The sequence below is a fragment of the Trinickia sp. NRRL B-1857 genome (assembly GCF_050470685.1).
Taxonomy (GTDB): Bacteria; Pseudomonadota; Gammaproteobacteria; order Burkholderiales; family Burkholderiaceae; genus Trinickia.
In genome coordinates this window covers 4254318-4276291 of the sequence record NZ_JBFLUK010000001.1, presented here as the reverse complement: position 1 = coordinate 4276291, position 21974 = coordinate 4254318, and the positions used below count along the sequence as shown (strand labels likewise).

The 21974-nt window shown below is 62.3% G+C and carries 24 protein-coding genes; 12 read left to right on the top strand and 12 right to left on the bottom strand.

Going from position 1 to position 21974, the window contains the following annotated elements:
* Window positions 1-73: 73 nt before the first annotated feature.
* From AB1286_RS19265 to AB1286_RS19250, 4 genes are all read right to left on the bottom strand, one after another.
* Window positions 74-463 carry a hypothetical protein gene (locus tag AB1286_RS19265; protein WP_430364762.1) on the bottom strand — a complete coding sequence of 130 codons (390 nt, stop codon included), beginning with the start codon at window positions 461-463 and terminating at the stop codon, window positions 74-76.
* A gap of 149 nt (window positions 464-612) precedes the next feature.
* Window positions 613-1080 (bottom strand): hypothetical protein, encoded by a 468-nt coding sequence (locus tag AB1286_RS19260; RefSeq protein ID WP_430364761.1) that lies wholly within the window; start codon window positions 1078-1080, stop codon window positions 613-615.
* A gap of 323 nt (window positions 1081-1403) precedes the next feature.
* Entirely contained in the window at window positions 1404-2702 is a 1299-nt protein-coding gene (locus AB1286_RS19255) for an MFS transporter (RefSeq protein WP_430364760.1), read from the bottom strand.
* A 147-nt stretch (window positions 2703-2849) separates the two neighbouring features.
* Window positions 2850-3740: a LysR substrate-binding domain-containing protein gene (locus tag AB1286_RS19250; RefSeq protein ID WP_430364759.1), complete on the bottom strand. Its 891-nt coding sequence runs from the start codon at window positions 3738-3740 to the stop codon at window positions 2850-2852.
* A 407-nt stretch (window positions 3741-4147) separates the two neighbouring features.
* Here AB1286_RS19250 and AB1286_RS19245 point away from each other — a divergent pair, with 407 nt between their 5' ends.
* The gene (locus tag AB1286_RS19245) at window positions 4148-5059 is read left to right on the top strand and encodes a LysR family transcriptional regulator (protein WP_430364758.1); all 912 of its coding nucleotides are present in this window, start codon (window positions 4148-4150) and stop codon (window positions 5057-5059) included.
* 55 nt (window positions 5060-5114) lie between these two features.
* Here the strand turns inward: AB1286_RS19245 and AB1286_RS19240 are convergent, their stop codons facing one another.
* The 3 genes from AB1286_RS19240 to AB1286_RS19230 all read right to left on the bottom strand — a co-directional run bounded on the left by AB1286_RS19240 (window position 5115) and on the right by AB1286_RS19230 (window position 8691).
* The gene (locus AB1286_RS19240; protein WP_430364757.1) at window positions 5115-6098 is read right to left on the bottom strand and encodes a malate dehydrogenase; all 984 of its coding nucleotides are present in this window, start codon (window positions 6096-6098) and stop codon (window positions 5115-5117) included.
* A gap of 110 nt (window positions 6099-6208) precedes the next feature.
* Window positions 6209-7360, bottom strand: a complete 1152-nt coding sequence (locus AB1286_RS19235; protein WP_430364756.1) for a TDT family transporter — start codon at window positions 7358-7360, stop codon at window positions 6209-6211.
* A 128-nt stretch (window positions 7361-7488) separates the two neighbouring features.
* Window positions 7489-8691: a branched-chain amino acid ABC transporter substrate-binding protein gene (locus AB1286_RS19230; protein WP_430364755.1), complete on the bottom strand. Its 1203-nt coding sequence runs from the start codon at window positions 8689-8691 to the stop codon at window positions 7489-7491.
* Between the two features lie 193 nt (window positions 8692-8884).
* Between AB1286_RS19230 and AB1286_RS19225 the strand changes: the two genes are divergently transcribed.
* The gene (locus AB1286_RS19225; RefSeq protein ID WP_430364754.1) at window positions 8885-9136 is read left to right on the top strand and encodes a hypothetical protein; all 252 of its coding nucleotides are present in this window, start codon (window positions 8885-8887) and stop codon (window positions 9134-9136) included.
* 161 nt (window positions 9137-9297) lie between these two features.
* Here the strand turns inward: AB1286_RS19225 and AB1286_RS19220 are convergent, their stop codons facing one another.
* On the bottom strand, window positions 9298-10062 hold the full coding sequence (locus AB1286_RS19220) for an SDR family oxidoreductase (protein ID WP_430364753.1): 765 nt from the start codon (window positions 10060-10062) through the stop codon (window positions 9298-9300).
* A gap of 280 nt (window positions 10063-10342) precedes the next feature.
* Here AB1286_RS19220 and AB1286_RS19215 point away from each other — a divergent pair, with 280 nt between their 5' ends.
* Both AB1286_RS19215 and trhA read left to right on the top strand, forming a co-directional pair.
* Window positions 10343-11230, top strand: a complete 888-nt coding sequence (locus AB1286_RS19215; protein ID WP_430364752.1) for an alpha/beta hydrolase family protein — start codon at window positions 10343-10345, stop codon at window positions 11228-11230.
* Between the two features lie 163 nt (window positions 11231-11393).
* Entirely contained in the window at window positions 11394-12014 is a 621-nt protein-coding gene (trhA, locus tag AB1286_RS19210; RefSeq protein WP_430364751.1) for a PAQR family membrane homeostasis protein TrhA, read from the top strand.
* Between the two features lie 41 nt (window positions 12015-12055).
* On the opposite strand, the gene AB1286_RS19205 is transcribed toward trhA, so the two are convergent.
* From AB1286_RS19205 to AB1286_RS19195, 3 genes are all read right to left on the bottom strand, one after another.
* The gene (locus tag AB1286_RS19205) at window positions 12056-12751 is read right to left on the bottom strand and encodes a hypothetical protein (protein WP_430364750.1); all 696 of its coding nucleotides are present in this window, start codon (window positions 12749-12751) and stop codon (window positions 12056-12058) included.
* Between the two features lie 140 nt (window positions 12752-12891).
* Complete coding sequence (locus AB1286_RS19200; protein WP_430364749.1) at window positions 12892-13533, bottom strand: DUF1109 domain-containing protein; 642 nt, start codon at window positions 13531-13533, stop codon at window positions 12892-12894.
* A complete protein-coding gene (locus AB1286_RS19195) occupies window positions 13530-14102 on the bottom strand; it encodes a sigma-70 family RNA polymerase sigma factor (protein WP_430364748.1) in 573 nt (190 codons plus the stop codon). The genes AB1286_RS19200 and AB1286_RS19195 overlap by 4 nt, the downstream gene beginning before the upstream one ends.
* 312 nt (window positions 14103-14414) lie before the next feature.
* Here AB1286_RS19195 and AB1286_RS19190 point away from each other — a divergent pair, with 312 nt between their 5' ends.
* The 7 genes from AB1286_RS19190 to AB1286_RS19160 all read left to right on the top strand — a co-directional run bounded on the left by AB1286_RS19190 (window position 14415) and on the right by AB1286_RS19160 (window position 20187).
* A complete protein-coding gene (locus AB1286_RS19190) occupies window positions 14415-14699 on the top strand; it encodes a BufA1 family periplasmic bufferin-type metallophore (protein WP_430364747.1) in 285 nt (94 codons plus the stop codon).
* A gap of 37 nt (window positions 14700-14736) precedes the next feature.
* A complete protein-coding gene (bufB, locus tag AB1286_RS19185; protein WP_430364746.1) occupies window positions 14737-15573 on the top strand; it encodes an MNIO family bufferin maturase in 837 nt (278 codons plus the stop codon).
* Window positions 15570-16349, top strand: coding sequence for a DNA-binding domain-containing protein (locus AB1286_RS19180; RefSeq protein ID WP_430364745.1), 780 nt, complete (start codon window positions 15570-15572; stop codon window positions 16347-16349). Before bufB ends, AB1286_RS19180 begins: the two co-directional genes overlap by 4 nt.
* A gap of 24 nt (window positions 16350-16373) precedes the next feature.
* Entirely contained in the window at window positions 16374-16844 is a 471-nt protein-coding gene (locus tag AB1286_RS19175; RefSeq protein WP_430364744.1) for a DoxX family protein, read from the top strand.
* A gap of 27 nt (window positions 16845-16871) precedes the next feature.
* A complete protein-coding gene (locus AB1286_RS19170) occupies window positions 16872-18422 on the top strand; it encodes a methyl-accepting chemotaxis protein (RefSeq protein ID WP_430364743.1) in 1551 nt (516 codons plus the stop codon).
* Between the two features lie 72 nt (window positions 18423-18494).
* Window positions 18495-19373, top strand: coding sequence for an HD-GYP domain-containing protein (locus AB1286_RS19165; protein ID WP_430364742.1), 879 nt, complete (start codon window positions 18495-18497; stop codon window positions 19371-19373).
* A 43-nt stretch (window positions 19374-19416) separates the two neighbouring features.
* The gene (locus AB1286_RS19160) at window positions 19417-20187 is read left to right on the top strand and encodes a YkgJ family cysteine cluster protein (protein ID WP_430365124.1); all 771 of its coding nucleotides are present in this window, start codon (window positions 19417-19419) and stop codon (window positions 20185-20187) included.
* 29 nt (window positions 20188-20216) lie between these two features.
* Here the strand turns inward: AB1286_RS19160 and AB1286_RS19155 are convergent, their stop codons facing one another.
* Entirely contained in the window at window positions 20217-21344 is a 1128-nt protein-coding gene (locus AB1286_RS19155; protein WP_430364741.1) for an AAA family ATPase, read from the bottom strand.
* Between the two features lie 184 nt (window positions 21345-21528).
* On the opposite strand from AB1286_RS19155, the gene AB1286_RS19150 reads away from it, so the two are divergent.
* Window positions 21529-21969, top strand: a complete 441-nt coding sequence (locus AB1286_RS19150) for a hypothetical protein (RefSeq protein ID WP_430364740.1) — start codon at window positions 21529-21531, stop codon at window positions 21967-21969.
* Window positions 21970-21974 lie beyond the last annotated feature (5 nt).

Sequence of the window (21974 nt, the reverse complement as noted above, 5' to 3'; positions counted from 1 at the left end):
TCGCAGCCTCAATGCGCGGCTCAAACGCCCGGGGATACGTCCGTCGCCGGGCGCAACGCTTTCATTCGATCGTTCAACAAATCCGAGCGCAGGGTGCGTCGCCGCCCCGCTCTTCGAGCAAACCGAGCACGGTATCGGTGTAATTGCGCAGGGTCGTGTAGTGCAGCGCCGATCGCTCGCCTTCATCGGCCTCGGCAATCGCCTCTTGCATGGCGCGCCGTAATAAAGCGGCAATAGCTTGACGCTGCACCGCCGTCAAATGCGGCAATGCCGCATCCATGAACCGGCTGAGCACCATCGTTTTCGCCCCGAGGTGAGAAACGGCATCGGCATGCGCACGCAAAGAACGCAACAGCGCGGGCCGCGCGTCGCTCGGCATATCGATGTCGTTCGCCATGTCGCTCGCCGGCACGACGAACCCTCGGGCGCCGGAGATCGGCGCAACGCATTGGGTCTTGGTCATCTGCAACGTCCTAGATCGTTCAACGGCTCATTACTCCCTTCACCGCGCGCGCGGGCACGAAGTTGATCGCACGTCGCGTCCAACGACGACGCCCGATGCGCCGCAGCGGCTGTTGACGCACGCGTCCCAAGGTGCAAAGCCACCCGCAATTAAACGCTCGCCACGTCATTGGCGCCGGCTTCGGCCAAGATAGTGCGTTCGTAGCCGCGCCGAGCGGCATCGGGCCAATCCTTTGCCTCGCGCAACGCGTGCCGGCGCAACGCCACCAGCGTCGCGGCCGCATCCGGATGGAGCTTCGCGAATTGCCGCTCCACTTCCCTATCGGTTTGCGCGCGCCGGATAGCCTGTCTTGCGATTTCGAATACGACGTCGAACGCGCTGCCATAGCCGGCTTCGTCGGACGTCGACGCATCGAATCGCGTCGTCACGCCCAACTCTCCATCGCAGGCGCTCTCCCGCGCAAGCTTGATGGCCCGGCTGAGCGGCTTGACGTGTTGTGCCGTCAAGCGTGCAAGGGCGACATCGAGCCCCCGCGCATAATCGATAAGATCCGCTCGCGACATTTCCTCCACGGGCGCGGTGCCGTCTTCGATATGCCGATCTTGTGCGGATAGCATCGGCCGCTCGCGCCTATGGACTCGGTAGCTGATTCGGTATGACGTGCCCATTTTCAAAGTGAATTCACTTATTTTGGATTCGTTAAGCGAAATAATCGGCATCGTTGCGGATTAAGCAACGCGGTGGATGGACTGCTCGCGTGCCGAGTCGAAATGCGCGACTTCGTCAAAAATAAAAGCGCGCGCGTGGCCTACTCGTGAACGTGCCGGCTTGCGTCACGCACATCTCGCAGCCGAAGGCCGCTCGAAAGAAGCCGCCGTGATCGACTGTACGGGCGGGAATGCGGCGAAGCTTTGCGCACTCCCGCCGTTCAATGAGCCGATCAGCTCAATTCATGTGCCGGCGCGGGCCGCCACGCGATAGCGGCTACCAAGCTCAACGATGCGGTGACGATCACATAAACCGCCGGTGCCAGGTTGTTATGCGTCGACGCGATCGCCCAGGTGATGATCGTGGCGGAAAAACCGCCGAACGTAATCACCGCGAGGTTGTACGCGATACAAATACCGGTCGACTGAATACGCGCCGGAAACAGCTCGCTGATCGCGGCCAGCACCGGACCTTCGTAGCATGCGATCACGAGACCGAATACCAACTGGAACAACATCAGCGAAGCGAGGCTCGGCTGCCGGTTGATATAGGCGAACAGCGGGTACGCGAGCACGATCGCGGCAATGGTCGCGCCCACCAGAAACGGCTTGCGTCCGAACCGATCCGACAGGTGACCGATGAAAGGCGTCACGACCAGCACGATGCTCGCCCCGACGAGCACTGCGATGAACCCGGCCGACGATTGCAGCTTCAGCGCCTTGACCGCATACGTGGGGATATAGAACAGCAGCACGTACGAACAGACGGTCCAGAAAATCACCAAGCCGAAGCCGAGCAAGATCGGCAACCCACCGTTGCGCAGGATATCGAACAGCGGCGCCGACTCGGCCGCGCTTCGCTCGACCCGATCGGACTCGACGAGATTGCTACGGATATACATACCGACCGGACCCAGCATCAAGCCGACGAGGAACGGCACGCGCCAGCCCCACGACTCGATCTGCGCAGCCGACAGATAATTCAAGATCCATGTACCGAGCGCCGCGCTCAAAATGATCGCGAAGCCGATACTCGCTTGAATCCAACTCGTGTAGTAGCCGCGTTGCGCCCCCGGTACGCGGTCCATCAGATACGCCGTCGCGCCGCCCATTTCGCCGCCTGCGGAGAAGCCTTGCAGCAGCCGCGCCAAGACGATGATCGCGGGCGCAAGCAAACCGGCTTGCTGATAGGTCGGCGCGAAGCTGATCAACGCGGTCCCCATCGTCATGAGCAAGATGGTGATCGTCAGCGCCACTTTCCGGCCCGCCTTGTCGGCCAAGTTACCCAAAATGAGCCCACCCACCGGACGCATCAAGAACCCGACGCCGACGGTCGATACGGACAACAAGAGCGAAATGTTGCGGTCCCCGACGGGGAAGAACAGCTTAGCGATAATGATCGCAAAGAAGCTATACGAAATGAAATCGAACCATTCGAAGCCGTTGCCGATAATCACTGCCAGTACGGCTCGCCGCCTCGCGGCCTCGGCGTTAGGCGTGGCGTTATCCAGATACAGTGATGCGTTTTGCATAGAAACCCTTCTTTAATATTGTCACCTACTCTCTCAGGAATCTGCTGTCGCAGATGCTATGGCATTCGGGTTAGATCTGACTCGGAAATATTTTCGGTCTGCTCCGACAAAAAGGAATGGATGTGAAAAAGCGATCGAATCGCATGACTATTTATTTTCGAGGATCCAGTTTTTGAACGCGCGCACGGCGGGGGTATCTCGGCGCTCGGCCGGCCAGAGCAAGTGATAGGCGCCGCCGTAAGTGGCGGTTGCCTCCGAAGCCCGCACTAATTGCCCCGCCGTCACATGAGGCGTAATCATCTTATCCCAGCCCAAAATGATCCCTTGACCCCGCAAGGCAAGATTCAGCAACAGCGGATAACTGTTGCATGTAATCGTTTTTTTCGGACGCGTGGATTTCGCGCCCGTCAGTTTGAGCCAGTTGTGCCAGCCCATCCATTGACGTTGCTGCTCGTCGGCGACGAGCAGCGTTTGTTCGAGTAATTCATCCGGCTGCAACAGTGCGCCGCCCAAGAAAGACGGCGTGCAGTACGCTCCCACCTCTTCCTCGATGATCCGCGTGCCGGCGAGGCCGGGCGGGATGACGTCGCGCACGTAATAGACGCCGACGTCGAATTCGGAGGTATTCAGGTGCAGCAGGCCGTCGCGCACCAAAATCCGCACGGTGATGTCGGGATGCGCTTGGCTAAACGACGTCACGCGTTGAATGAGAAACATATTCGCCGTGCCGGACGCCGACGCGATGGTCAGCTCTTGCGGCCCGGGGTCTTTCATCAGTTTGGCCGTGTACTCCGAACAATCGACGAGCATTTCGTGGACGAATTGCGCGTATTGCTGCCCGGCCATGGTGAGCCGCAAAGAGTGACCGTCCCGGATGAACAGCGCGACTCCGAGGAAATTCTCTAATTTCATGACCGCCTTACTGACGGCCCCTTGCGTGACATTGAGCTCGTCACCCGCGCGTGTGAAATTACCCAGCCTCGCGGCGGCATCGAATGACACGAGACATTGAAGCGGTGGAAGTGGATTAATTTTCATCTGACCGTAGCGTCAAGTCGCGTAGCTGCACCGCATTGCGTGCGAGCCGGGCATGCACCGCCACGATCAGACGGATGGCAGCGCATGCACCCTGCTACTCGATTTTCATTTTTGGCAAAAATATGCGGATCATTACCTACCATCCCCCGATCCGTGACCTGTCAACTTTAGCAGGTCATATTGCGGCAAGACTTTCCTCCCGCTCAATCGAAACCTTAATGCGTCGGGCTAACCCGCCGCTTTATCAGCGTTTCGGATCGCCATTCACCGTATACCGCATAGGTATGGCAATAGCATTGCGTCCCCGCAGGCGACCGCTCGCCGCCCTATCCGCCGTACTGCTGCATAATGGCCGCGCGTGCCGTCCGCCTCTACGCGGTCATCGTTTTCCCTAACTTGAAGTCTTGATGAACTTTACGCACCTGCTCGCCTTTTACGAAGTCGCACGCGCCGGCAGCGTCAGCGCCGGTGCGGAAAAGCTTTGCGTCAGCCAACCGGCCGTGACGCGCGAAATCCGCGAATTGGAAGAGCGCATCGGCATGACCTTATTCGACCGCCTACCGCGCGGCGTAGCGTTGACCGAGGCGGGCAAGGTGCTCTTCGAATACGCCGAGCGGATTTTTACGCTGGCCGATGCTGCGCAAAACCAACTAAAGGAGTTAGGCGGGCTTGGCGCGGGCCACACGAAGATCGGGGCGAGCGGCACGCTCGGCGTCTATTACGTTCCCGAAATCGTCGCGCGCTTCAATGCACGGCATCCGCGCGTGGCGATCGATTTGACCGTGACCAACACGGAGCGCGTCGAAGCGGGCCTGCGCGATTTGACGTTTACGATCGGGTTTATCGAAGGGCCCTTCGACGACTCGATCTTAAGCGCGCGCCGGATCGGTTCCGATGAAATCGCAGTCGTCGCGGCCGCCGGGCATCCGCGCGCCGGACGCAAGCTGGCCGCGCGAGAACTCGTCGATCAAGCCGTCATCATGCGCGAGCCGGGCTCGGGCACGCGGGCGATCGTCGAAGAAGCCTACCGCCGGGCGGGACTCGACATCGTCCCGTTGATGTCCGTCAGCGATACGGAGGCCATCAAACGCATGCTACTTTCAAAGCGTGCGCTCGCGTATGTGTCGGCACTGAGCGTCAAGGAAGAGTTGCGCCGCGGCGAGTTGACCATTATCGAAGTGAAAGACTTGCGGATCGAGCGTCCTCTTCATATGGTCTGGCTCAAGTCGCGTTCGCTCTCGCCGAGCAGCCAAGCGATGTTCGACCTGGTCGTCATGGAAAGCAACGCGCGAGACGGCGGCGCAGAGCGACGGGCATAAACGCGCCACGCAGCGTCGTCTCCGGGCCCCGGCCCTTGCGCTTAGCCGTGCTTGGCTAAGCGAGCAGCGACTGAACGGCGAGCGCTTCTTCTTCGAGCTCCTGCACCGATGCGTGAATTTTGTCGCGCGCGAACGCATCGATATCGAGCCCGCCGACGCGTTCGTAGGTACCGTTGCGGCAAATCACCGGCACCCCGAACATCAAGCCCTCGGGAATACCGTAGGAACCGTCCGACGGGACGCTCATCGACACCCACCGATCGCCGCTGCCGCGAATCCAATCGCGCATTTGATCGATGGCGGCATTGGCGGCCGAAGCAGCGGACGATGCCCCGCGTGCTTCGATGATCGCGGTACCGCGCCGCGCCACTTCGGGGATGAATACATCGCGATTCCACGGCTCGTCGGCCACGACTTCAGGCGCGCGCCGGCCGTCGATCAACGACGAACGATAGTCCGGATACATCGTCGGCGAGTGATTGCCCCATACCGCCATGCGGCTGACCGCATCGACGCGGACCCCGCAACGTGCCGCGAGCTTCGATACTGCGCGGTTGTGATCAAGGCGGATCATCGCCGAAATCGCGTCCGCGGGCAAATCGGGGGCATAGCGTCTCAGCACCCACGCATTCGTATTGGCCGGATTGCCGACGACGAGCGCCTTGACCTCGCGGCTCGCCACGTCGTTCAGCGCGAGGCCCTGTGTGCGGAAAATCGCCGCATTGGCGGCGAGCAGGTCTCGCCGCTCCATTCCTTTCCCGCGCGGGCGCGACCCGACAAGCATCGCGTAGTCAGCATCGCGAAAGGCGACAGATGGATCGTCACTGATTTCGATCGACTGCAATAGCGGAAACGCGCAGTCTTCCAACTCCATCACTACGCCGCGCAGCGCCTCTAGCGCTTGCGGGACTTCGAGCAGTTGAAGAGCGATGGGCTGCGCATCGCCGAGCAAGTCGCCGCGCGCGATTCTGAACAACAGGGAATAAGCGATTTGGCCGGCTGCTCCGGTAACGGCCACACGGCGTACGGACTGAGTCATAACGGATCTCCTTGGAAACGTGACGGGTAGCGCCGCATCGCGGCGCCTTCGAAACTGCTGCGGGGGCTTGCGCCTAACCGGCGCACACGGTGACTGGCGATCGGATCGGCTCAGGCCGTCATCTTCTGTGGCACCGCGACGAGGCACGGCGCGTAGAAGAGCTTTCCTTGGGCGAGCTCTCTCAGCGTTCGCGACAGGACAAGTACCCACAACGCGCCCAGCAAAGCGGCCAAAACAGCGCCGATTGCGGCGAACGCGCCAAAGTCCGTTGCGCGGTACAGGCCGAAGGTGGCCACGGTGTATACGCCGAGGGGAAAGGTGAACCCCCACCATCCGAGATTGAACGGCAAGCCTTCGCGGCGATAACGCGCAGTGAAGAGCATCGCCGTGGCGAGCCACCAGACGCCGACGCCCCAAAGCAGGATCGCGCCGATCAGGCCTAGCTCGCGCGCTGCCTCCGCCGCCGCGGCGAGCGGCGTGCCGGCGAAGGCACCCGGAGCGGCTTGACCGAGCGTCAGCAAACCGAGCGCGCCGGTGCCGATCGGGCCGAGCGTGAGCCAGCTCGACGGTCCCAGGTCGCGATGCGGCAACTTATGGATGACAAGGCGGAAAAACACGACCGTGAGAACGGAGAACGCGAGCGGTACCGAGATCGCCCACAAAACGTAACCCGCACCGACCATGAAGCGCGCGGTCGATAGGTCCATATGAGGCGCGAGCACGGCGGCGCTCGCGGCCGCCACTTCAGGCGCAACGATCGGCAGCAGCAGCACCGCCGTGATGCGCTCGAATGCGTGACTCTGTTCGGTGAACATCATGTAGGGCACGCCGATCGCTGCCGCACAACCGACGATTGCATCGATGCACCAGAGTCGATAGGCGAGTTGCGCAACGCCATCGCCCCCATGCGGCGCACAAAAGATCACGAGCCCGTTGACGATCGGTGCGAGTCCCATCGGCACGGCGCCGAGAAACATGGACTGTAGCGGATGATGAAGCATGGGCCGTATGGTCTCGGGGTAGAAGACCCAGCGCGCCGCCAGCATGGCGGCAAATACGGCGTACAGCACAATATCGAAGCACCACAGCGTTCGCGCGATCGTCATCTGACCGGCGAAATGCCAAGGCAATGCGGCAAGCACGAGAAACACGATCCCGTTGCCCATCGTCACGGCGAACCAATTCGGCGTGAACTGTCGGACCTTCTGTGCAAAGCCTTGCCCTGGGGCGATTGCAGAGGCGGCATACAGCGTTCTTTTCATCGCAGTTTCCTCGATGGAAGGTATCGAATGACTGCAATGTAGGTCCGGCGACGCCATATAAAAAATACATATTTCATATCCATCACATACCATTTTGGCATGGATTGTACCGACGGCGGCGTCTGAGATTATTTCGCTGCGACCCAATGCTGTTTGGGATCGAGCCGCGCGAACGGCTCGAACTTGCCGCCGCGAACCGTCACGGCGATGAAGGCTGGCTTCGTGCGATCGCCTTTCTCGTCGAAAGCGATCTCCCCGGTTGCGCCGTCATAGCCCGCGACTTCGTGCAACGCAGCCGCTATGGCTTCGGGCTTGGCCGAGTGCGCTTGCTCGATCGCCCGCGCCGTCACGCCGATCGCGTCGTACTCATAGATCGAATACGGCCCCGGGGTATGCCCGAACGCCGCTTCGTACGACTTGATATAGCGCTTCGCATTCGGGCTCGTCATGAATTGCGGCAACGGCGAGGTGGTCACGATCATCCCCTCCACCGCTTCGCCGCCGTTCGCGATTAGCGACGGATCCGCCGTACCGTTACCCATGAGGTGCTTGATGCCGGATTTCGACGCGCGCAGCGCCTTCGCGAGCACGGCGGCTTCGGTGTAGTAGCCGGTGAAATACAGGACGTCGGCCCCGGACGCGGCCGCGGCCTGGGCGACGTCCCGGTAATCCCGTTGTCCCGGCGTGAGCGCATTGTCGTAGGAGACCTTGACGCCATCGCGCGCGAGCGCGTCGACCGTGCTCTTGGCGAGCCCCTGCGAATAGGCAGTCCCATCATTGACGACAGCCACGCGCGTGGCGTGCAACAGCTCCTTCATCAAGCTTGCGGCATAGGCCCCTTGTTTGTCGGTTCGGCCTATCGTGCGAAAGACGTCGCCCCAGCCGTGCTCCGTGAGTGCCGGGTGCGTCGATGCATCGAGGATGTAAGGCGTTTTCGTCGCGTGCAAGATGCGCAACTCGGGCAACGCCGCGCTCGAACAGTAGCCGCCCGCTACAGCCACGACCCGCGCGGCGACGAGTTCGGTCGCGGCGTTGGCGCCCTGGTCCGGATTGCAGGCGTCGTCCCGCTCCACGAGTTCGAGCTGTTTGCCGAGCACGCCCCCCGCTGCGTTGAGGTGATTCACGGCGAGCTTGGCCCCGTTCAGGATGTCGGTTCCCGAGCTTTGATAGCTGCCCGAAAGCGGAACCAGCACGCCAATTTTGATGTGTTCTTGCGCCTGTGTTCGCCCCGGTGCGAACCCGACTGCTAGCGCCACGATCGTGACGGCCGCGAGCGGCGCATAGGGGCGCCGGCATCTTTCGCACAGGGTTTGGGCATGATCGAGTTTCATTTTGGCCCCCTCGTTTTTTCCGAACGACACCATCGCCGAGATCGAGCGCGATCGTCGTCACGGGCACGCCGGCCGCGAGGAATGAGCCGGGACCGGCCATGGCCGAATCTCCGTATCGAATGGCATTTATACCGGAGCTAAGCCACTCAAGCACGTCTAAACTGGCTTCATTCCCAACCGACCAGGAGCGAACATGCGCCCCGAAGACGTTCTTCCCGACGCCCTCAACCACGTTACGATCGACGGACAACTGCTACGCAAAGGTACCGTCGCCGCGTTCCTCGCCAATGCGCGTATCTGGCTCGACGCCGACGCCGATACGGCCAAGCACGACCAAGCCGAGGCGGACATCGTCGCGATACTGCCTGCGCTGCGGGCGCTCGGCCTCTTCGACGTACTCGACGTTCGCGACGCGACGCTACGCACCTGGCTGGCGAGCCAGTGAAGCCGCACCAGCCGCCACGCCAGCCGCCCGCATTGCCGGCGCGTGCGGCGCGTCGCATCGCTTTGCGCGTTCGATACCGTCGATTTCGAATAATAGGTCGATCGATCTAAATTGCACGAACGGCGGCGATCGTGCGGAGCATCGCATAACGCGCAGACACGTCAGCCTCGTTGAATCGATACGCCGCCATCGACGAGCAAGGCGGCGCCGGTCGTAAACGTCGATGCGTCGGACGCGAGGTAGAGCGCGGACCGGGCGATCTCCTCGGGCCGGGCCAAGCGCTTCAGGGCGTGAAGGCTCTCGATGAAGGCACGCGCCTCGGGCGTATCCGCCACCGCCCGGCCCATCGGCGTATCGGTTCCGCCCGGCAAAAGCGCGTTGGCGCGGATTCCGTGCGCGCCGAACTCGGTGGCGATCACCTGCGTCAGCCCAATCAGCCCCGCTTTGCTCGCCGCATAGGCGCTCATGCCGGGAAAGCCCGCCGTGTAGCCGACGAACGTCGACGTGAAGATGATCGATCCGCCGCCACGCGCGAGCATGGCCGGAATTTGATGCCTCGCACCGAGAAACGCACTCGTCAAGTTAACGTCGAGCGCGTCGCGCCAGGCGCTCACGGAAAGCTCCGGCAACGTGGCCGCCTCGCCCACCGCACCGGCGTTGTTGAAAGCGATGTCCAGCCCGCCGAACCTGCTCACCGCCGTCTCGACTAGCGTTCTCGCCAGCCCTTCGTCGCGCACGTCACCCGCGACGGCCACGGCCTCGCCGCCCTCGGAGGCCACCGCCTCGATTAGCGCATCGAGCGCATCGCGCCGCCGCGCGGCCGCCACGACCTTGGCGCCTTCGCGCGCGAATAGACGTGCGGACTCATAACCGATACCCGAACTCGCCCCCGTAACGATGGCGACCTTCCCAGAGAGTTGTCCCATATGAGCCCCTTGTATAAGCCGGAATTCGGCGAAAGCGGCAGTGTTCCGAAACATAGGGACGGTGGATATCTGTTTCTTGCGGTGAAATACGCACCGAGTCTTTCATCGCGCTTACCCGAGCCACAATCGATGTCGGCATTGCAGGCGTATTACTCCGTTTACACGGCTCGCTTATCTAATTTACGCTAGCGAATTCCAATCCCATCTCGCGCTTTTTCGATGGGTTGAACGACAAATCGGGCATTGACCATATCGGTGCCCTCTACTTGGCTACGACGACATGAGCCCTTTCGTGCGCCTTTTTCGGCTATGCCTTCTGTTGCTCTTGATCGCCGACGCCCACGCCGAACCGGTCAGGACGGATCTTCACGAATCGGTTTCGACGATCGATGTGACGGTCCAGGACTTCTTTGGACGCGCGCAAACGGGAAAAGTCGCGATCACGCAGTTCGCCCCGGACGGCGACGGCCCCTTCCCGATTCTGATTCTGAATCATGGACGCAGCGTATCGGATCGGGGCACACCGCCGAGATTCCGCTACACGCGACAAGTTTCGTATTTCGTCAAACGAGGTTTTGCCGTATTCGAACCGACGCGCATCGGCTATGGTCAATTCGGCACGGCGTTCGATCCGGAATATAGCGGCACCTGTCACCGGAAAGACTATGCGCCGATGATCGATGCGGCTCGCCTCGAGGAATCCGCCGTACTCGACTATGCAAGACGGCAACCGCATGTCGATCCCCACCGAATCGTCGTGGTCGGGCAATCGGTCGGCGGCTTCGTCACGACGGCCGTGGCGGCCGACAATCCGGACGGCGTGGTGGCGGCGATCAACTTTGCCGGAGGTTCGGGCGGCGATCCCGTCGAACATCCGGGTGTGCCGTGCCAACCCGAACGGCTCGAGGCGATGTATGAGCGCTTCGGTAAAACGGAGCGCGTGCCGATGCTGTGGATCTACACGCAGAACGACCGTTTCTTCGACCCGCAGTACAGCCGCGCCTGGCACGCCGCATTCGTGGGTGCGGGCGGTAACGCCGATTACCGGCTCCTTCCCGCGTTTGCCGATAACGGACACATGCTGTTCGCGCGAGGCGTGGACATCTGGGAGCCTATCGTTTCCGAATTTCTCGACCGTCAAGGATTTCCCGCGCCGCAATCGCCGTGACCGATTGGCGCCCCCCCGTCGCGCCCTAAGTAAAGCTTGAGCCATATCAACTTCCTCTCAGCCCTGCGTCGCGCGATGCACCAATCGAGCACCGTCTTTCCGCGACGGTCGGTATCATTGCGCCATTGACCTTAACGAGAGCCCCACGCAGGAGAGTCGTGTCATGCATGTCGGTGAGCGCTTCAACAGCATTACGCATCTTGTCGGCACAGTGCTGTCGGTGGCGGGACTTTGCGCGTTGGTCACGATAGGCGCGCTGCACGGCGATGCATACAAAATCGTAAGCTTGAGCGTGTACGGCGCGATGCTCTGCACGCTCTACACCATCTCCACGCTTTATCACAGCGTGCGCAGCCCGAAACTGAAGGCCATCCTTCAGAAGTGCGATCACTCGGCGATCTATCTGCTGATCGCGGGCAGCTACACCCCGTTTACGCTCGTGACGCTGCGCGGGCCTTGGGGGTGGTCGTTGTTCGGCGTCAGCTGGGGCCTCGCCGCGTTCGGCATCGCACAGGAACTCACGCTAGGGCGGCGCACCCGCATCGTTTCGATGACGTTGTACGTGCTGATGGGCTGGCTCGCGCTCGTCGCCATTCGTCCGCTCGTTCATTCGCTTCCTGCGGCCGGAACGGCTTGGCTTCTCGCGGGCGGCATCATTTACAGCGCCGGCATCTATTTCTTCATCAACGACGAGCGCATCCGCCACGGCCACGGTATTTGGCATCTGTTCGTACTGGGCGGCAGTCTGTGCCAGTTCGTCAGCGTCGCGCGCTACGTTGCGTGACCGACCGGACACTTCCTAGACGGTCGAACGCCTCGCCACACTCATAGCGGATTGGCCGCCCCCGCCTGCGACAGCAGCGATACGGCGGCCGGATCCGGCATCCCGTTCGCGTCGATCGCCCCCGCGTTGGCCAGCGCGACGAGATCGGCATCCACACCGGGTAGTCCAACCGTAAACGGCGTCGTTAAAAACGACGGGGTCGTCAACGTCACCGCGTAACGCTGCTGCAAGTTCGCGACGACCGCGGCTTGCGCGGCCGATACGGCACCCGAGCTTTCCAGCACCTGCTCATAGTGTTCATTGGTGGGCAAGTTCACGATTAAACTGGCCGTATTGGTGCCCAACTGCGCGGCGAGATAAACGATCATCAACTCGGTTTCGGGCGTGACATTGAACGTCCCGCCCGCGAATGCGAGCGAATGCAGCGTCGTGCCGCCCGCTGTCGCGGTGAGGACGCACGGCAATTCGGCCGCGAACGACATGCCGTAGTTGCCGTTGCCGTCGGCAATGGTGGCGGCCGAGCCGTCCGCGCAGTCGGCGCGAACGCTTGCGCTCGCCAACGCCGGCCCACCCATGGCGGCGGTGCCGGCTAGCGCGATCGTTTGCAGCCCGTTGTCGTCGAAACAACCGTCCGAACCGACGCAGACGCTCCCATTGCATGAAGCGAGCGATAGCAGCGAAGCGGTGCATAGCGCGCCTGCCACTGGGCGAAGCAGGCGTATCCGAGGAGCGTTCATGGCGGCTGCCGTCGATAGGAAGAAACCGATGACCGTTTAGCGATGGCGCGCCGGTATGTCGGCGTCGCGCTCCCTCATTCTAGGAGCTACCGCCGATAATCGCCCAAGACATCACAGCGGCGGCGGTCGACGCGGCTCGCTTACCACCGAAGCACGCGAGGCCCGATCACTGCGCCGAGAGCAGTCGGCGCGAGCATGCCGAGCACGTACCAGACGGCCCAGAAGGCGACACCCATTTCAGGGCAATGCAAACTGTAGACGATCGTGGCGACTGCGCCCGAAAGCAATCCGCCCACGGCGCCGGCAAGACGCGGTGCCGTGGGCGCAAGCCCGCGCATCGCAACCTGAACCGCGATGAACGTCGGTACCGACAGGAATGCGATGTTGAAGGGACACACGCGCCAAGTCTCGCCCATGACGAGGGCAACGCGCGCATCGGGTGCGGCAGTGGCGACGACGTAAATCGCGCAGAGCCAGACCAGCACGACCGGCGCGGCGACGACGCCCCACAGGCGTCCCGGCCGGCGCCCCGGCTTCGATAAGCGTACCGCCGCGCCCAGCGCGCCGATGGTCAATACGGAAGGAAACGCAAGCTTTTCCCAAAACAGCGGCACGTGAACCATCGTACCGATGTCGGGACGCACGCCGAATGCCATCTGCATGAGGATCAATGCGCCTATCGCCCCCACGAGCAGTGCAAAACCGAATCGCCGGGCCGACACCCGGCGATCGACAGGCGCAACGCCGGTCGCAAGCATCGCAACGAGATCGTCCGTTTTCATAGCAAGTCTTTGACCTTCAAGGCCAGCGCCTTGAGTCCACGATGTATCCCGACTTTCACGGCGGACTCCGACAGTCCCGTCAGCTCCGCCGTTTCCGCCACCGAAAGCCCTTGCAGTTTGACATGCACGATGGGCAACCGCTGCTTATCGGGCAATGCGTCGAGCAGCTTACCGACGTCGCGTCGCGCATCGGTCGCGATCGAATCGGATGTCTCGAAGAAGTCGACATAGTCGTCGAGCGGCTCGTTGAGCGCTTCGTGCCGAGACCTTGCGCGGAAGTAATCCATCAGCTTATAGCGCGCGACGGCGTGCACCCACGCCGTTAGCGGCTGGTCCGGCTCATAGGTATGCCTAGCATTGTGCACGGCAAGCAGCGCCTCTTGAACGATATCCTCGACGTCGTCGGGCGACTGATAGAGACGTTTGCGCAAAAACGCGCGCAAATGCCCGCTCAAGCTATCGAGAAACGACCGGTATGACTCGGCATCGCCCGCCAACCCCGCTAGGAACAGCGTCCTGAGCCGCGCTTCAGCCGGGCGGGTGGGCCCACCTTCTTTAATTCGTTCCATCTGGCAGGTCGGTTACACCGGACAAAAAATTTTTTGCCGGCCTCGCATCGCCTCGCATCCATACGTAGATGTGAAACAGGCCGAGCGTCTTTTAGAGCGCGATATCTAGGATACACGCAGGCCGATGCCGAAGCAATTTCGCCCCAAACGATGCCGCTCCGTCACCCCGTTCGACGAGTGCGATAAAAAATTTCTGCATGCGTGTAACCGAGCGATGCGCGGCGGCGAATTACCTCTCAGATGCCGCCGAACGATGCAGTCGAACGCAAGCGGGGGCGTCCAACTTCCGACATTTCTTTAAGGAGCACCATCATGAACGTACGTCAAATCGCCACCGCCAGTTTCACGCTCGCAGCGCTCGTCTCCGGTGCAGCGCTCGCACAAACGCAAGCTCCGGCCAAGGCCGGCGCCGTCGAAAAATGCTACGGCGTCTCGCTGGCCGGCCACAACGACTGCAAGGCGGGTGCGGGCACGACGTGCGCGGGCACGCAAAAGATGGACTACCAAGGCAACTCGTGGAAGAACGTGCCGGCCGGTACGTGCACGGGGATCAAAACGCCGAACGGCATGGGTTCGCTGACCCCGACCGCTTCGTAATGCTTTAACCGACTCCTCGATACCCCGCCCCTCGATCATGAAACCATTTACCGGCGCAGGACTTAGCCTCAAGCCCCAGTATTACGACACAGCGCTCGAATGCGATGCACGTGGCTTGTGGTTCGAAATTCACCCGGAAAACTACATGATCGAGGGCGGCCCACGCTTGGCGTGGCTCGAGGCGATCCGCAGCCGGCATCCCATTTCGCTGCACGGCGTCTCGCTGTCTCTAGCCGCCGATGCGAATCCCGAGAGGCGGCAACTCGACAGGCTACGCGCGCTCGCCGATCGGATCGAACCGCACTTGGTGTCCGAGCATCTCGCCTGGTCGACATGGCGAGGCACCTATTTACCCGACCTGTTGCCGTTTGCGCGCACACAGGCGGCGTTGGAACGCATCGCATCGAACATTGCCCAAACGCAAGACGCGCTTAAGCGCCGTATCGCGATCGAGAACCCGACGCACTATCTGCGCATCGATCGGCACGAGTGGGACGAAATCGACTTTCTAAGCGAGCTCGTGAAGCGAACCGGCTGCGGCCTCTTGCTCGATGTGAACAACGTATTTCTGAGCGCGCACAATCTGCGGTTCGATGCCGCCTGCTACATCGATCGCGTCCCCGCCGATGCGATCGTCGAAATTCATCTCGCGGGCCACAGCACGGACGGCGATCCCGATTCGGGGCTACTGATCGATACGCACGATGCGCCCGTCGCCCCCGACGTCTGGTCTTTATATCGGCGTCTAATCGACCGCACGGGACCGATTCCGACGCTGATCGAACGCGACGACAACATTCCCGCATTCGACGCCTTGCTGACCGAGCGCGCCCAAGCGCAGCGCGTGCTCGACCATGAAGAGGTGGCGGCATGAAGACCGCGCTCGCACGGTTTCAAGACGATTTCGTCTCGGCGATTTTTGGACAATCCGATGTCGGAGACAGCGTCGCATCGCTTGCCGATCAGCCAGGCTTTGCTGTCTACCGCAACACCATTCTCAAAGGCTGCATCGACGCACTCGTCGCGAACTATCCGACGGTCGAAGTTCTCGTCGGTACGCAATGGCTCCGCAGCGCGGCGACTGAATACGCACACGCGCAGCCACCCGACGATCCCCGGCTGTTGATGTACGGCCGATCGTTTCCCGAGTATGTCGGGCGACTGGGGTGCATGCACGGTCTGCACTATCTGGCCGAAGTCGCCGCACTCGATCGCCTATGGCTTGCCGCGCACACCGCAGGCGACGATCTCCCGCTCGATCCCGGCGCGCTAGCCGCGCTCGATCCGCAAGCGCTTGGAAACGTGCGGCTGACGCCGCGCGCGTCGACACACTGGGCATGGTCCGCGGCACACCCCGCCTTCACGCTCTGGAAAACGAATCGTGAGCATCTGGCATGGTCCGACGATACCCCCTGGATCGGAGAGGGCACGCTCATGACGCGCGCGAGGCACGCCGTCGAATCCGCGCGCGTCAGCGAGGGGGCATGCGCCTTTCTCTCCGCCTGCGCGGCTGGGCTTGCACTGGAGGCATCCGCGCACGCCGCCTTGCAAGCGCAGCCCGATATCGACATCGGCGCGACGCTGGCCATGCTCGTCTCGTCAGGTGCGTTCGCATCGTTCGACGCGCCTAGTTCGACCTCTACTCACTGACTGCTTTTCCCTACGGAGCCCAACATGGCACTCTCTCCCGCCGTCGATCGCCCCCTCACGCGCGTGCTCGGCCACTGGAACGCCGTCGCCGATTTCGCCACGCGGCACATCGGCCATTCGTTCTTGGCGCTGGTTTGTCGATTCGGCATCGCCTCGATCTTCTTTCTTTCCGGGCGGACCAAGGTCACCGGCTTTCTGACGTTGACCGACAGCACCTATTCGCTGTTCATGACCGACTACAAGTTGCCGTTCGTCTCGCCGTTCATCGCGGCGCATCTCGCCACCTACTCTGAGCATCTGTTCTCGCTGTTGCTCGCGCTCGGCTTGTGCACCCGGCTTTCGGCACTCGCCCTGCTCGGCATGACATCGGTCATCGAAATCTTCGTTTATCCCGATGCTTGGCCGACCCATCTTTCCTGGGCGGGCTTGCTGCTTTACATGATCGCGCGCGGCGGCGGCGTGCTTTCGCTCGACCACAAGCTCGGCATCAAATAAGACACGAATCGATACGGGGAATGGGAGATGGTCGGGAACATCAATATCCGCACGGGATTGATGGCGGTGCTGGGACTCTTCGCCGCCGCGCTGTGGGCGTCTGCCTGGAGCGCATGGCATGACGCGCGCGATGCGGCGCGAGCCATGGAAGACGTCGTGCAGTTCTCGCGAGCGCGCCTCACCCCTTTGCATAACGCCGAACGCTTGCTGTTGCTGACGCGCGTCGATATGGACAGCGCCTACGTCAATCTTCAACGCGGCGATCAAGTCACGGCGACCGACTATACGCGCAAAGCGTCGAGCGCATTGCAGGAGGCGCACCGGGTTTTCGATGCGTATCGGACGCCCGCGATGTCGGACACGCGAAACGATAGCGATGCCAAGCAGGTCGTCGCCGCGTTCGACGATTACGCAAAGGTGCTCGCCTCGCGGGAAGAAGCGCTCTACGACGTCTCGCTCGATCGATACCTGGCGGGCACGGGCTCCACGGAGCGTGCGGACGCGACGTTCGATTCGATGCTGCGCGAGGTCATCGGGCGAGCGGAAACGACTCGCGATACGATTCGAGCCGAGTCCGTCAGGCGCTCCGTCCGGGCAAGCCGGATCGCCGTGGGCTTGCTTGCGGCGTCGCTCGCGCTGATCGTACTCGTCTGGGCGCTCAGCGAGCGCGTAGTGCTGCGCCCGTTGCGCTATGCGTCGCAACAGCTCGAACGTATCGCGCGAGGCGATTTGACTGCGCGAATCGACACGTCCTCGAAAAACCAGATCGGCGCGCTATTGAATGCCCTTGCGCAAATGCGCGCGGATCTCGTCGCGACAGTCAACGGCATTCGTTCGAGCACCGATGAAGTCACTCGCGGTGCGGCCGAAATCGCGGCCGGCAACACCGAACTGTCCGCCCGTACCGAAGAGCAAGCCGCCGCGCTCGAGCAAACCGCCGCAACGCTTGAACAACTGGCCGCGGCGGTCAAGAACAACGCACAGCACACCCAAGAAACGAGCGCACTCGCGCGCACGGCAGCGATGGACGCCGCACGCGGAGGCGAGATCGTCGAGCGAATCGTCGATACGATGGGCAAGGTCTCGGCCAGCGCACGCAAGATCACCGATATCGTCGGCGTCATCGACGGCATCGCGTTTCAGACCAACATCCTCGCGCTAAACGCCGCGGTCGAGGCCGCGCGGGCCGGCACGGAAGGCAAAGGCTTCGCCGTCGTTGCGGCCGAGGTGCGCTCGCTCGCGCTGCGCAGCGCGCAGGCGGCGAAAGAGGTCACGGCACTGATCGAAGCGTCCGAGGCATCGGTCGACCTCGGATCCGAACAAGTGCTCGAAGCAGGCGCGGCGATGAAACAGATCGTCTCCGGCGTCGACCATTTGATGCGCACGATGAATGAAATCTCGCGTACGACCGTCGAGCAGGCGGACGGCATCGAGCAGGCAAGCCATGCCCTCGCTCAAATGGACCGGACCACGCAACAGAATGCCGCGCTCGTCGAACAAACGGCAGCCGCGGCGGGCGCGCTCGAATCGCAGGCCGAGAGGCTCGTCGAATCGGTCTCCGTCTTCAAAGCCGCATAACCGCGAGTTTTCGCGCCGACGGCTATTCACGGCCGCAGCCTCCTATTTCGTCCACCAGCAAGGAAACTCGCCATGCGCCTTTTCGATCGGATTGCTTCGCACGTTCATCCCGCGTTCGGTGCTCGCCGATCGCCGAGCGAAGCGTCGCTCGTTAGCCTCTTCAGCCTCGCTTGGGTCGTCGAAGCACGCGACCCGTATACCGGCGGACATCTTTGGCGCGTTTCGCAGTATTCGCGTCTCGTCGCGAATCATCTCGGCCTTCGCCCGGAACAGGCCAACCGCGTCGCGCTCGGCGGCTTCTTGCACGATCTCGGGAAGATCGGCGTACCTGACTCGGTGTTGCTGAAACCGAGTCACCTGACGGACGACGAATACGCCATCGTCCGTACGCATCCCGAGGTGGGGCGCCGCCTCGTCGAACGCCACCCGCTCGGCTCGCTCGTCATGGACGCCGTCCACCTCCATCACGAACGTCCCGACGGCAAGGGCTATCCGCTCGGACTCGACGCACAGGCCATCCCCCTGACGGCGGCGATCGTCGGCGTCTGCGACGCGTTCGATGCGATGACGAGCGCTCGTCCCTATCGACGCCCCATGCCCATCGAGCGCGCGCTCGACATCGTGCGCGAGCAACGAGGCATCCAGTTCGACGGCCGATGCACGGACGCCCTCATCGCGTTGGGCCGAAGCATGGCCTTGCTCCATATCGCGGGGCACAGCGACGAGGGCATCCCGCTTCGCGCATGCCATGCGTGCGGCCCGACCGTCACGCTCACGAAATCGCACCGAATAGGCGAGCCGGTGTTTTGTCCCGCTTGCGGCACCGGATATCAAACGCGCTCGGACTCGGATGCACTCGTCGCGACGGGAAGAACGGCGAGTGCCGGCGATCGCATACCCGCACCCGATACGGACCTGATCGATCGCTTGATCGCGAATCTCGCTTTTTGATGTCGACCGCGCCTCCAGACGCAAGGATTCAGTCGTGAACGATATGGCAACGACCACTCACTTTGCCTGCACCCTGTGCGGAAAATGCTGTCACGATTTGAAGCTGCCGCTCAGCGTGGACGAAAGCTTGGTATGGCTCGAACGCGGCGGCACCGTACAGGTGTTGACCGAGGCGATACCGTGGCCTGCCGAGCCCGCGGCCGACAATGGTCCCGCATGGCACAAACGTCGACGATCCTTCGCCGCGAAAAGCGGCGTTCAGCCGATACGCGTCATCGTGACGCTCGTTGCCGCGTTCGATGGGCCATGCCCTCATTTGGGTGCCGACATGCGCTGCGCCGCGTACGAGCGACGCCCGCGCGTCTGTCGCATGTACCCGGCGGAGGTGAATCCTTACGTGCGGCTCGCGCCCGTCAACAAGGCGTGCCCTCCGGAGGCATGGGCGCTAAAACACCCGGTGCTCGAGCACGCGGGGCGTCTCCTCGATGCCGAGACGGTCGAACTCATCCGTCAGTCGCGCGATGCCGACGCGCAAGACCAAGGCATCAAGGAGCGCCTTGTCGCATCGCTCGGCTATTCGACGGCGGCGCTGTCGAACGAAGGCTACGTCGTCTACGCTCCCCGGCCGGCAACCGCCCTCGAAGCGCTGCGAGGGGCGGCTTCCGACGCCTCATCGTCGTCGCCGAACCGCGCTCCGTCCGACTGGACTTTTATCTCCGGGCAGCCCGGTACGATCGAGGCGCTCCTTTCCATCGAGGCCAAGGCGATTCACCGTCTGCACCTCGAGGGCAGCGCGTTTCGGTACCTCGGGTGACACGCGCCGAACACGCATCGATCGACCATTTAGTCGACGATATTGCGGACCCAATCGGCAAAGCTTTCGTTTTCGAATTCGTAGACGTCGCGCGGACTTTTCGCCACGACGGTCTTTTCCGCGAGCCGGCCCAGCGCCTTTTGCACATGGGTCGCTTGAAGATCTTCGATCCCGACGCGCTTGCGAATCTTGACGAGCGTCGCCTTCGCGAACGGCTTCATCGACGGGTCGTCGGCGAACATGCGTACGAGCACACGCTCGGTCGCATCGAGTCCATTCCACGTCCCCTCGTGATTCTCCGTGCGCGCAAGCTTGATCTGTTGCATCGAAACGGCTTCGGCAAACGTGAGCATCGGGCTCATCATCACGGCGAGGACCGTTTCCATCAACGGCTCCGGCCGCCGGCCGAACAGCTCGAATGCCTCGCGCGCCGCACGGGTGTCGAGCTTGCGCTTAGTCGATTCCTTGAATCGGCGCGCAATATAGTCGACGAAGTCGTCGCCGAGCAGCGGGAAGTCTTGGACCGCGCTCGCCGCCGAATAGAGCGGTGCATTCGCGTTCGTAAAGACATGGCCGAGCTTGGTACGCGACGAGCCGGTAAACAACATGCGAAGCTTGGTTTGATGCTTGGTCAACGTCGTGCGCAGCGCGCGCGCCATTTCCTCGCCTTCCTTGCTGCGGCCGAGCGCTTGCGCTTCGTCGATCAGAAAGAGCACCGGCCGCCGCTTCGTGAGTTCGGCAACGAGCGCGTCGAGCAACAGCGCCGCGTCTGCGATCTCCCACTTCCGATCGTTCGCCAACTCGATTTGCCCTTCGAGCTTCGTGCCCGCGAACTCCGCTTTCGCTTTTAGCGCTTTGACCGGGGCGTGCAAACGAGCGACGATCTTCTCGAGCAGCGAGTGCGGCTCGAGCGCCTCCTCGAGTGCACGAACAAGCGCGGCCCCCGGCGTCTGCCGCGTTTGCCAAAGGTCGGCATAGACAACCGTGTAGCCCTCGGCCTCGGCTAGCGGTTTTAGATCCCGCAAGAGAAACGCCGTCTTGCCCGTGCGCCGCGGTGCAAAGATCGTCGTGGACGTGACCAACCCGGCGTTCAAGGTCGAGAGATAGGCCCTCGCCAGTTCGGGCCGCGGAAAGTGCCACAATTCAGTCAGTTCCATCGAACTATCCAAAATTATCTATCGATCGGGTAATTATACCTAGCCGGTATAATTTTGGATAACCGATGATGGGACTCGACTTTTGGTTACATCTCTTACCGGTGCCGAACCCGCGAGCTGCATCCGCGTTCGCGCGCCTGGGTATACTCCGCGCCATCACTCCACAACAGGCAAGACGGTTCAAATGCTGAAGAAGAACGTTCGTACTACCCTATTGATCACATGTTTGGCGTTGGCTGCGGCCGCTTCGGCACCGGCTTTCGCGAGCGACCTGAATAACGCGCTCGGCGGCGCGCTGGGCGGCGCGGCCGGTGCCGCCGTGGGCGGAGCGGTCGGGGGCAGCACCGGCTCCATCATCGGCGGCGCGGTGGGCGGCGGCGCCGGCGGCGCCATCACCTCGAATCGCCGCGAGCGTACCGGTGCGATCGTCGGCGGCGCGCTCGGCGGCGGCGCGGGCGCAGCGGCCGGCAATGCAATGGGCGGACGCACGGGCGGCATTATCGGCGCGGCCGCGGGCGGCGGTGCCGGTTCGGCGCTCGGCGGCCATATCTCGCGCGCAAACTCGTACGCGAACGACTATCACGGTCACCGAGGCCGGCGCCACCACCGCCACTATCGCGACTAATATCT

Excerpts from the sequence above, each read along its gene's own strand:
- AB1286_RS19255 (WP_430364760.1), bottom strand. The coding sequence starts at position 2,702 with ATGCAAAACGCATCACTGTATCTGGATAACGCCACGCCTAACGCCGAG.
- AB1286_RS19190 (WP_430364747.1), top strand. The coding sequence starts at position 14,415 with ATGAACGTACGTCAAATCGCCACCGCCAGTTTCACGCTCGCAGCGCTC.
- AB1286_RS19160 (WP_430365124.1), top strand. The coding sequence starts at position 19,417 with ATGGCAACGACCACTCACTTTGCCTGCACCCTGTGCGGAAAATGCTGT.
- AB1286_RS19245 (WP_430364758.1), top strand. The coding sequence starts at position 4,148 with ATGAACTTTACGCACCTGCTCGCCTTTTACGAAGTCGCACGCGCCGGC.
- bufB (WP_430364746.1), top strand. The coding sequence starts at position 14,737 with ATGAAACCATTTACCGGCGCAGGACTTAGCCTCAAGCCCCAGTATTAC.
- AB1286_RS19170 (WP_430364743.1), top strand. The coding sequence starts at position 16,872 with ATGGTCGGGAACATCAATATCCGCACGGGATTGATGGCGGTGCTGGGA.
- AB1286_RS19265 (WP_430364762.1), bottom strand. The coding sequence starts at position 463 with ATGACCAAGACCCAATGCGTTGCGCCGATCTCCGGCGCCCGAGGGTTC.
- AB1286_RS19150 (WP_430364740.1), top strand. The coding sequence starts at position 21,529 with ATGCTGAAGAAGAACGTTCGTACTACCCTATTGATCACATGTTTGGCG.
- AB1286_RS19205 (WP_430364750.1), bottom strand. The coding sequence starts at position 12,751 with ATGAACGCTCCTCGGATACGCCTGCTTCGCCCAGTGGCAGGCGCGCTA.
- AB1286_RS19175 (WP_430364744.1), top strand. The coding sequence starts at position 16,374 with ATGGCACTCTCTCCCGCCGTCGATCGCCCCCTCACGCGCGTGCTCGGC.
- AB1286_RS19240 (WP_430364757.1), bottom strand. The coding sequence starts at position 6,098 with ATGACTCAGTCCGTACGCCGTGTGGCCGTTACCGGAGCAGCCGGCCAA.
- trhA (WP_430364751.1), top strand. The coding sequence starts at position 11,394 with ATGCATGTCGGTGAGCGCTTCAACAGCATTACGCATCTTGTCGGCACA.
- AB1286_RS19165 (WP_430364742.1), top strand. The coding sequence starts at position 18,495 with ATGCGCCTTTTCGATCGGATTGCTTCGCACGTTCATCCCGCGTTCGGT.
- AB1286_RS19225 (WP_430364754.1), top strand. The coding sequence starts at position 8,885 with ATGCGCCCCGAAGACGTTCTTCCCGACGCCCTCAACCACGTTACGATC.
- AB1286_RS19200 (WP_430364749.1), bottom strand. The coding sequence starts at position 13,533 with ATGAAAACGGACGATCTCGTTGCGATGCTTGCGACCGGCGTTGCGCCT.
- AB1286_RS19195 (WP_430364748.1), bottom strand. The coding sequence starts at position 14,102 with ATGGAACGAATTAAAGAAGGTGGGCCCACCCGCCCGGCTGAAGCGCGG.
- AB1286_RS19180 (WP_430364745.1), top strand. The coding sequence starts at position 15,570 with ATGAAGACCGCGCTCGCACGGTTTCAAGACGATTTCGTCTCGGCGATT.
- AB1286_RS19220 (WP_430364753.1), bottom strand. The coding sequence starts at position 10,062 with ATGGGACAACTCTCTGGGAAGGTCGCCATCGTTACGGGGGCGAGTTCG.
- AB1286_RS19230 (WP_430364755.1), bottom strand. The coding sequence starts at position 8,691 with ATGAAACTCGATCATGCCCAAACCCTGTGCGAAAGATGCCGGCGCCCC.
- AB1286_RS19235 (WP_430364756.1), bottom strand. The coding sequence starts at position 7,360 with ATGAAAAGAACGCTGTATGCCGCCTCTGCAATCGCCCCAGGGCAAGGC.
- AB1286_RS19250 (WP_430364759.1), bottom strand. The coding sequence starts at position 3,740 with ATGAAAATTAATCCACTTCCACCGCTTCAATGTCTCGTGTCATTCGAT.
- AB1286_RS19155 (WP_430364741.1), bottom strand. The coding sequence starts at position 21,344 with ATGGAACTGACTGAATTGTGGCACTTTCCGCGGCCCGAACTGGCGAGG.
- AB1286_RS19215 (WP_430364752.1), top strand. The coding sequence starts at position 10,343 with ATGAGCCCTTTCGTGCGCCTTTTTCGGCTATGCCTTCTGTTGCTCTTG.
- AB1286_RS19260 (WP_430364761.1), bottom strand. The coding sequence starts at position 1,080 with ATGCTATCCGCACAAGATCGGCATATCGAAGACGGCACCGCGCCCGTG.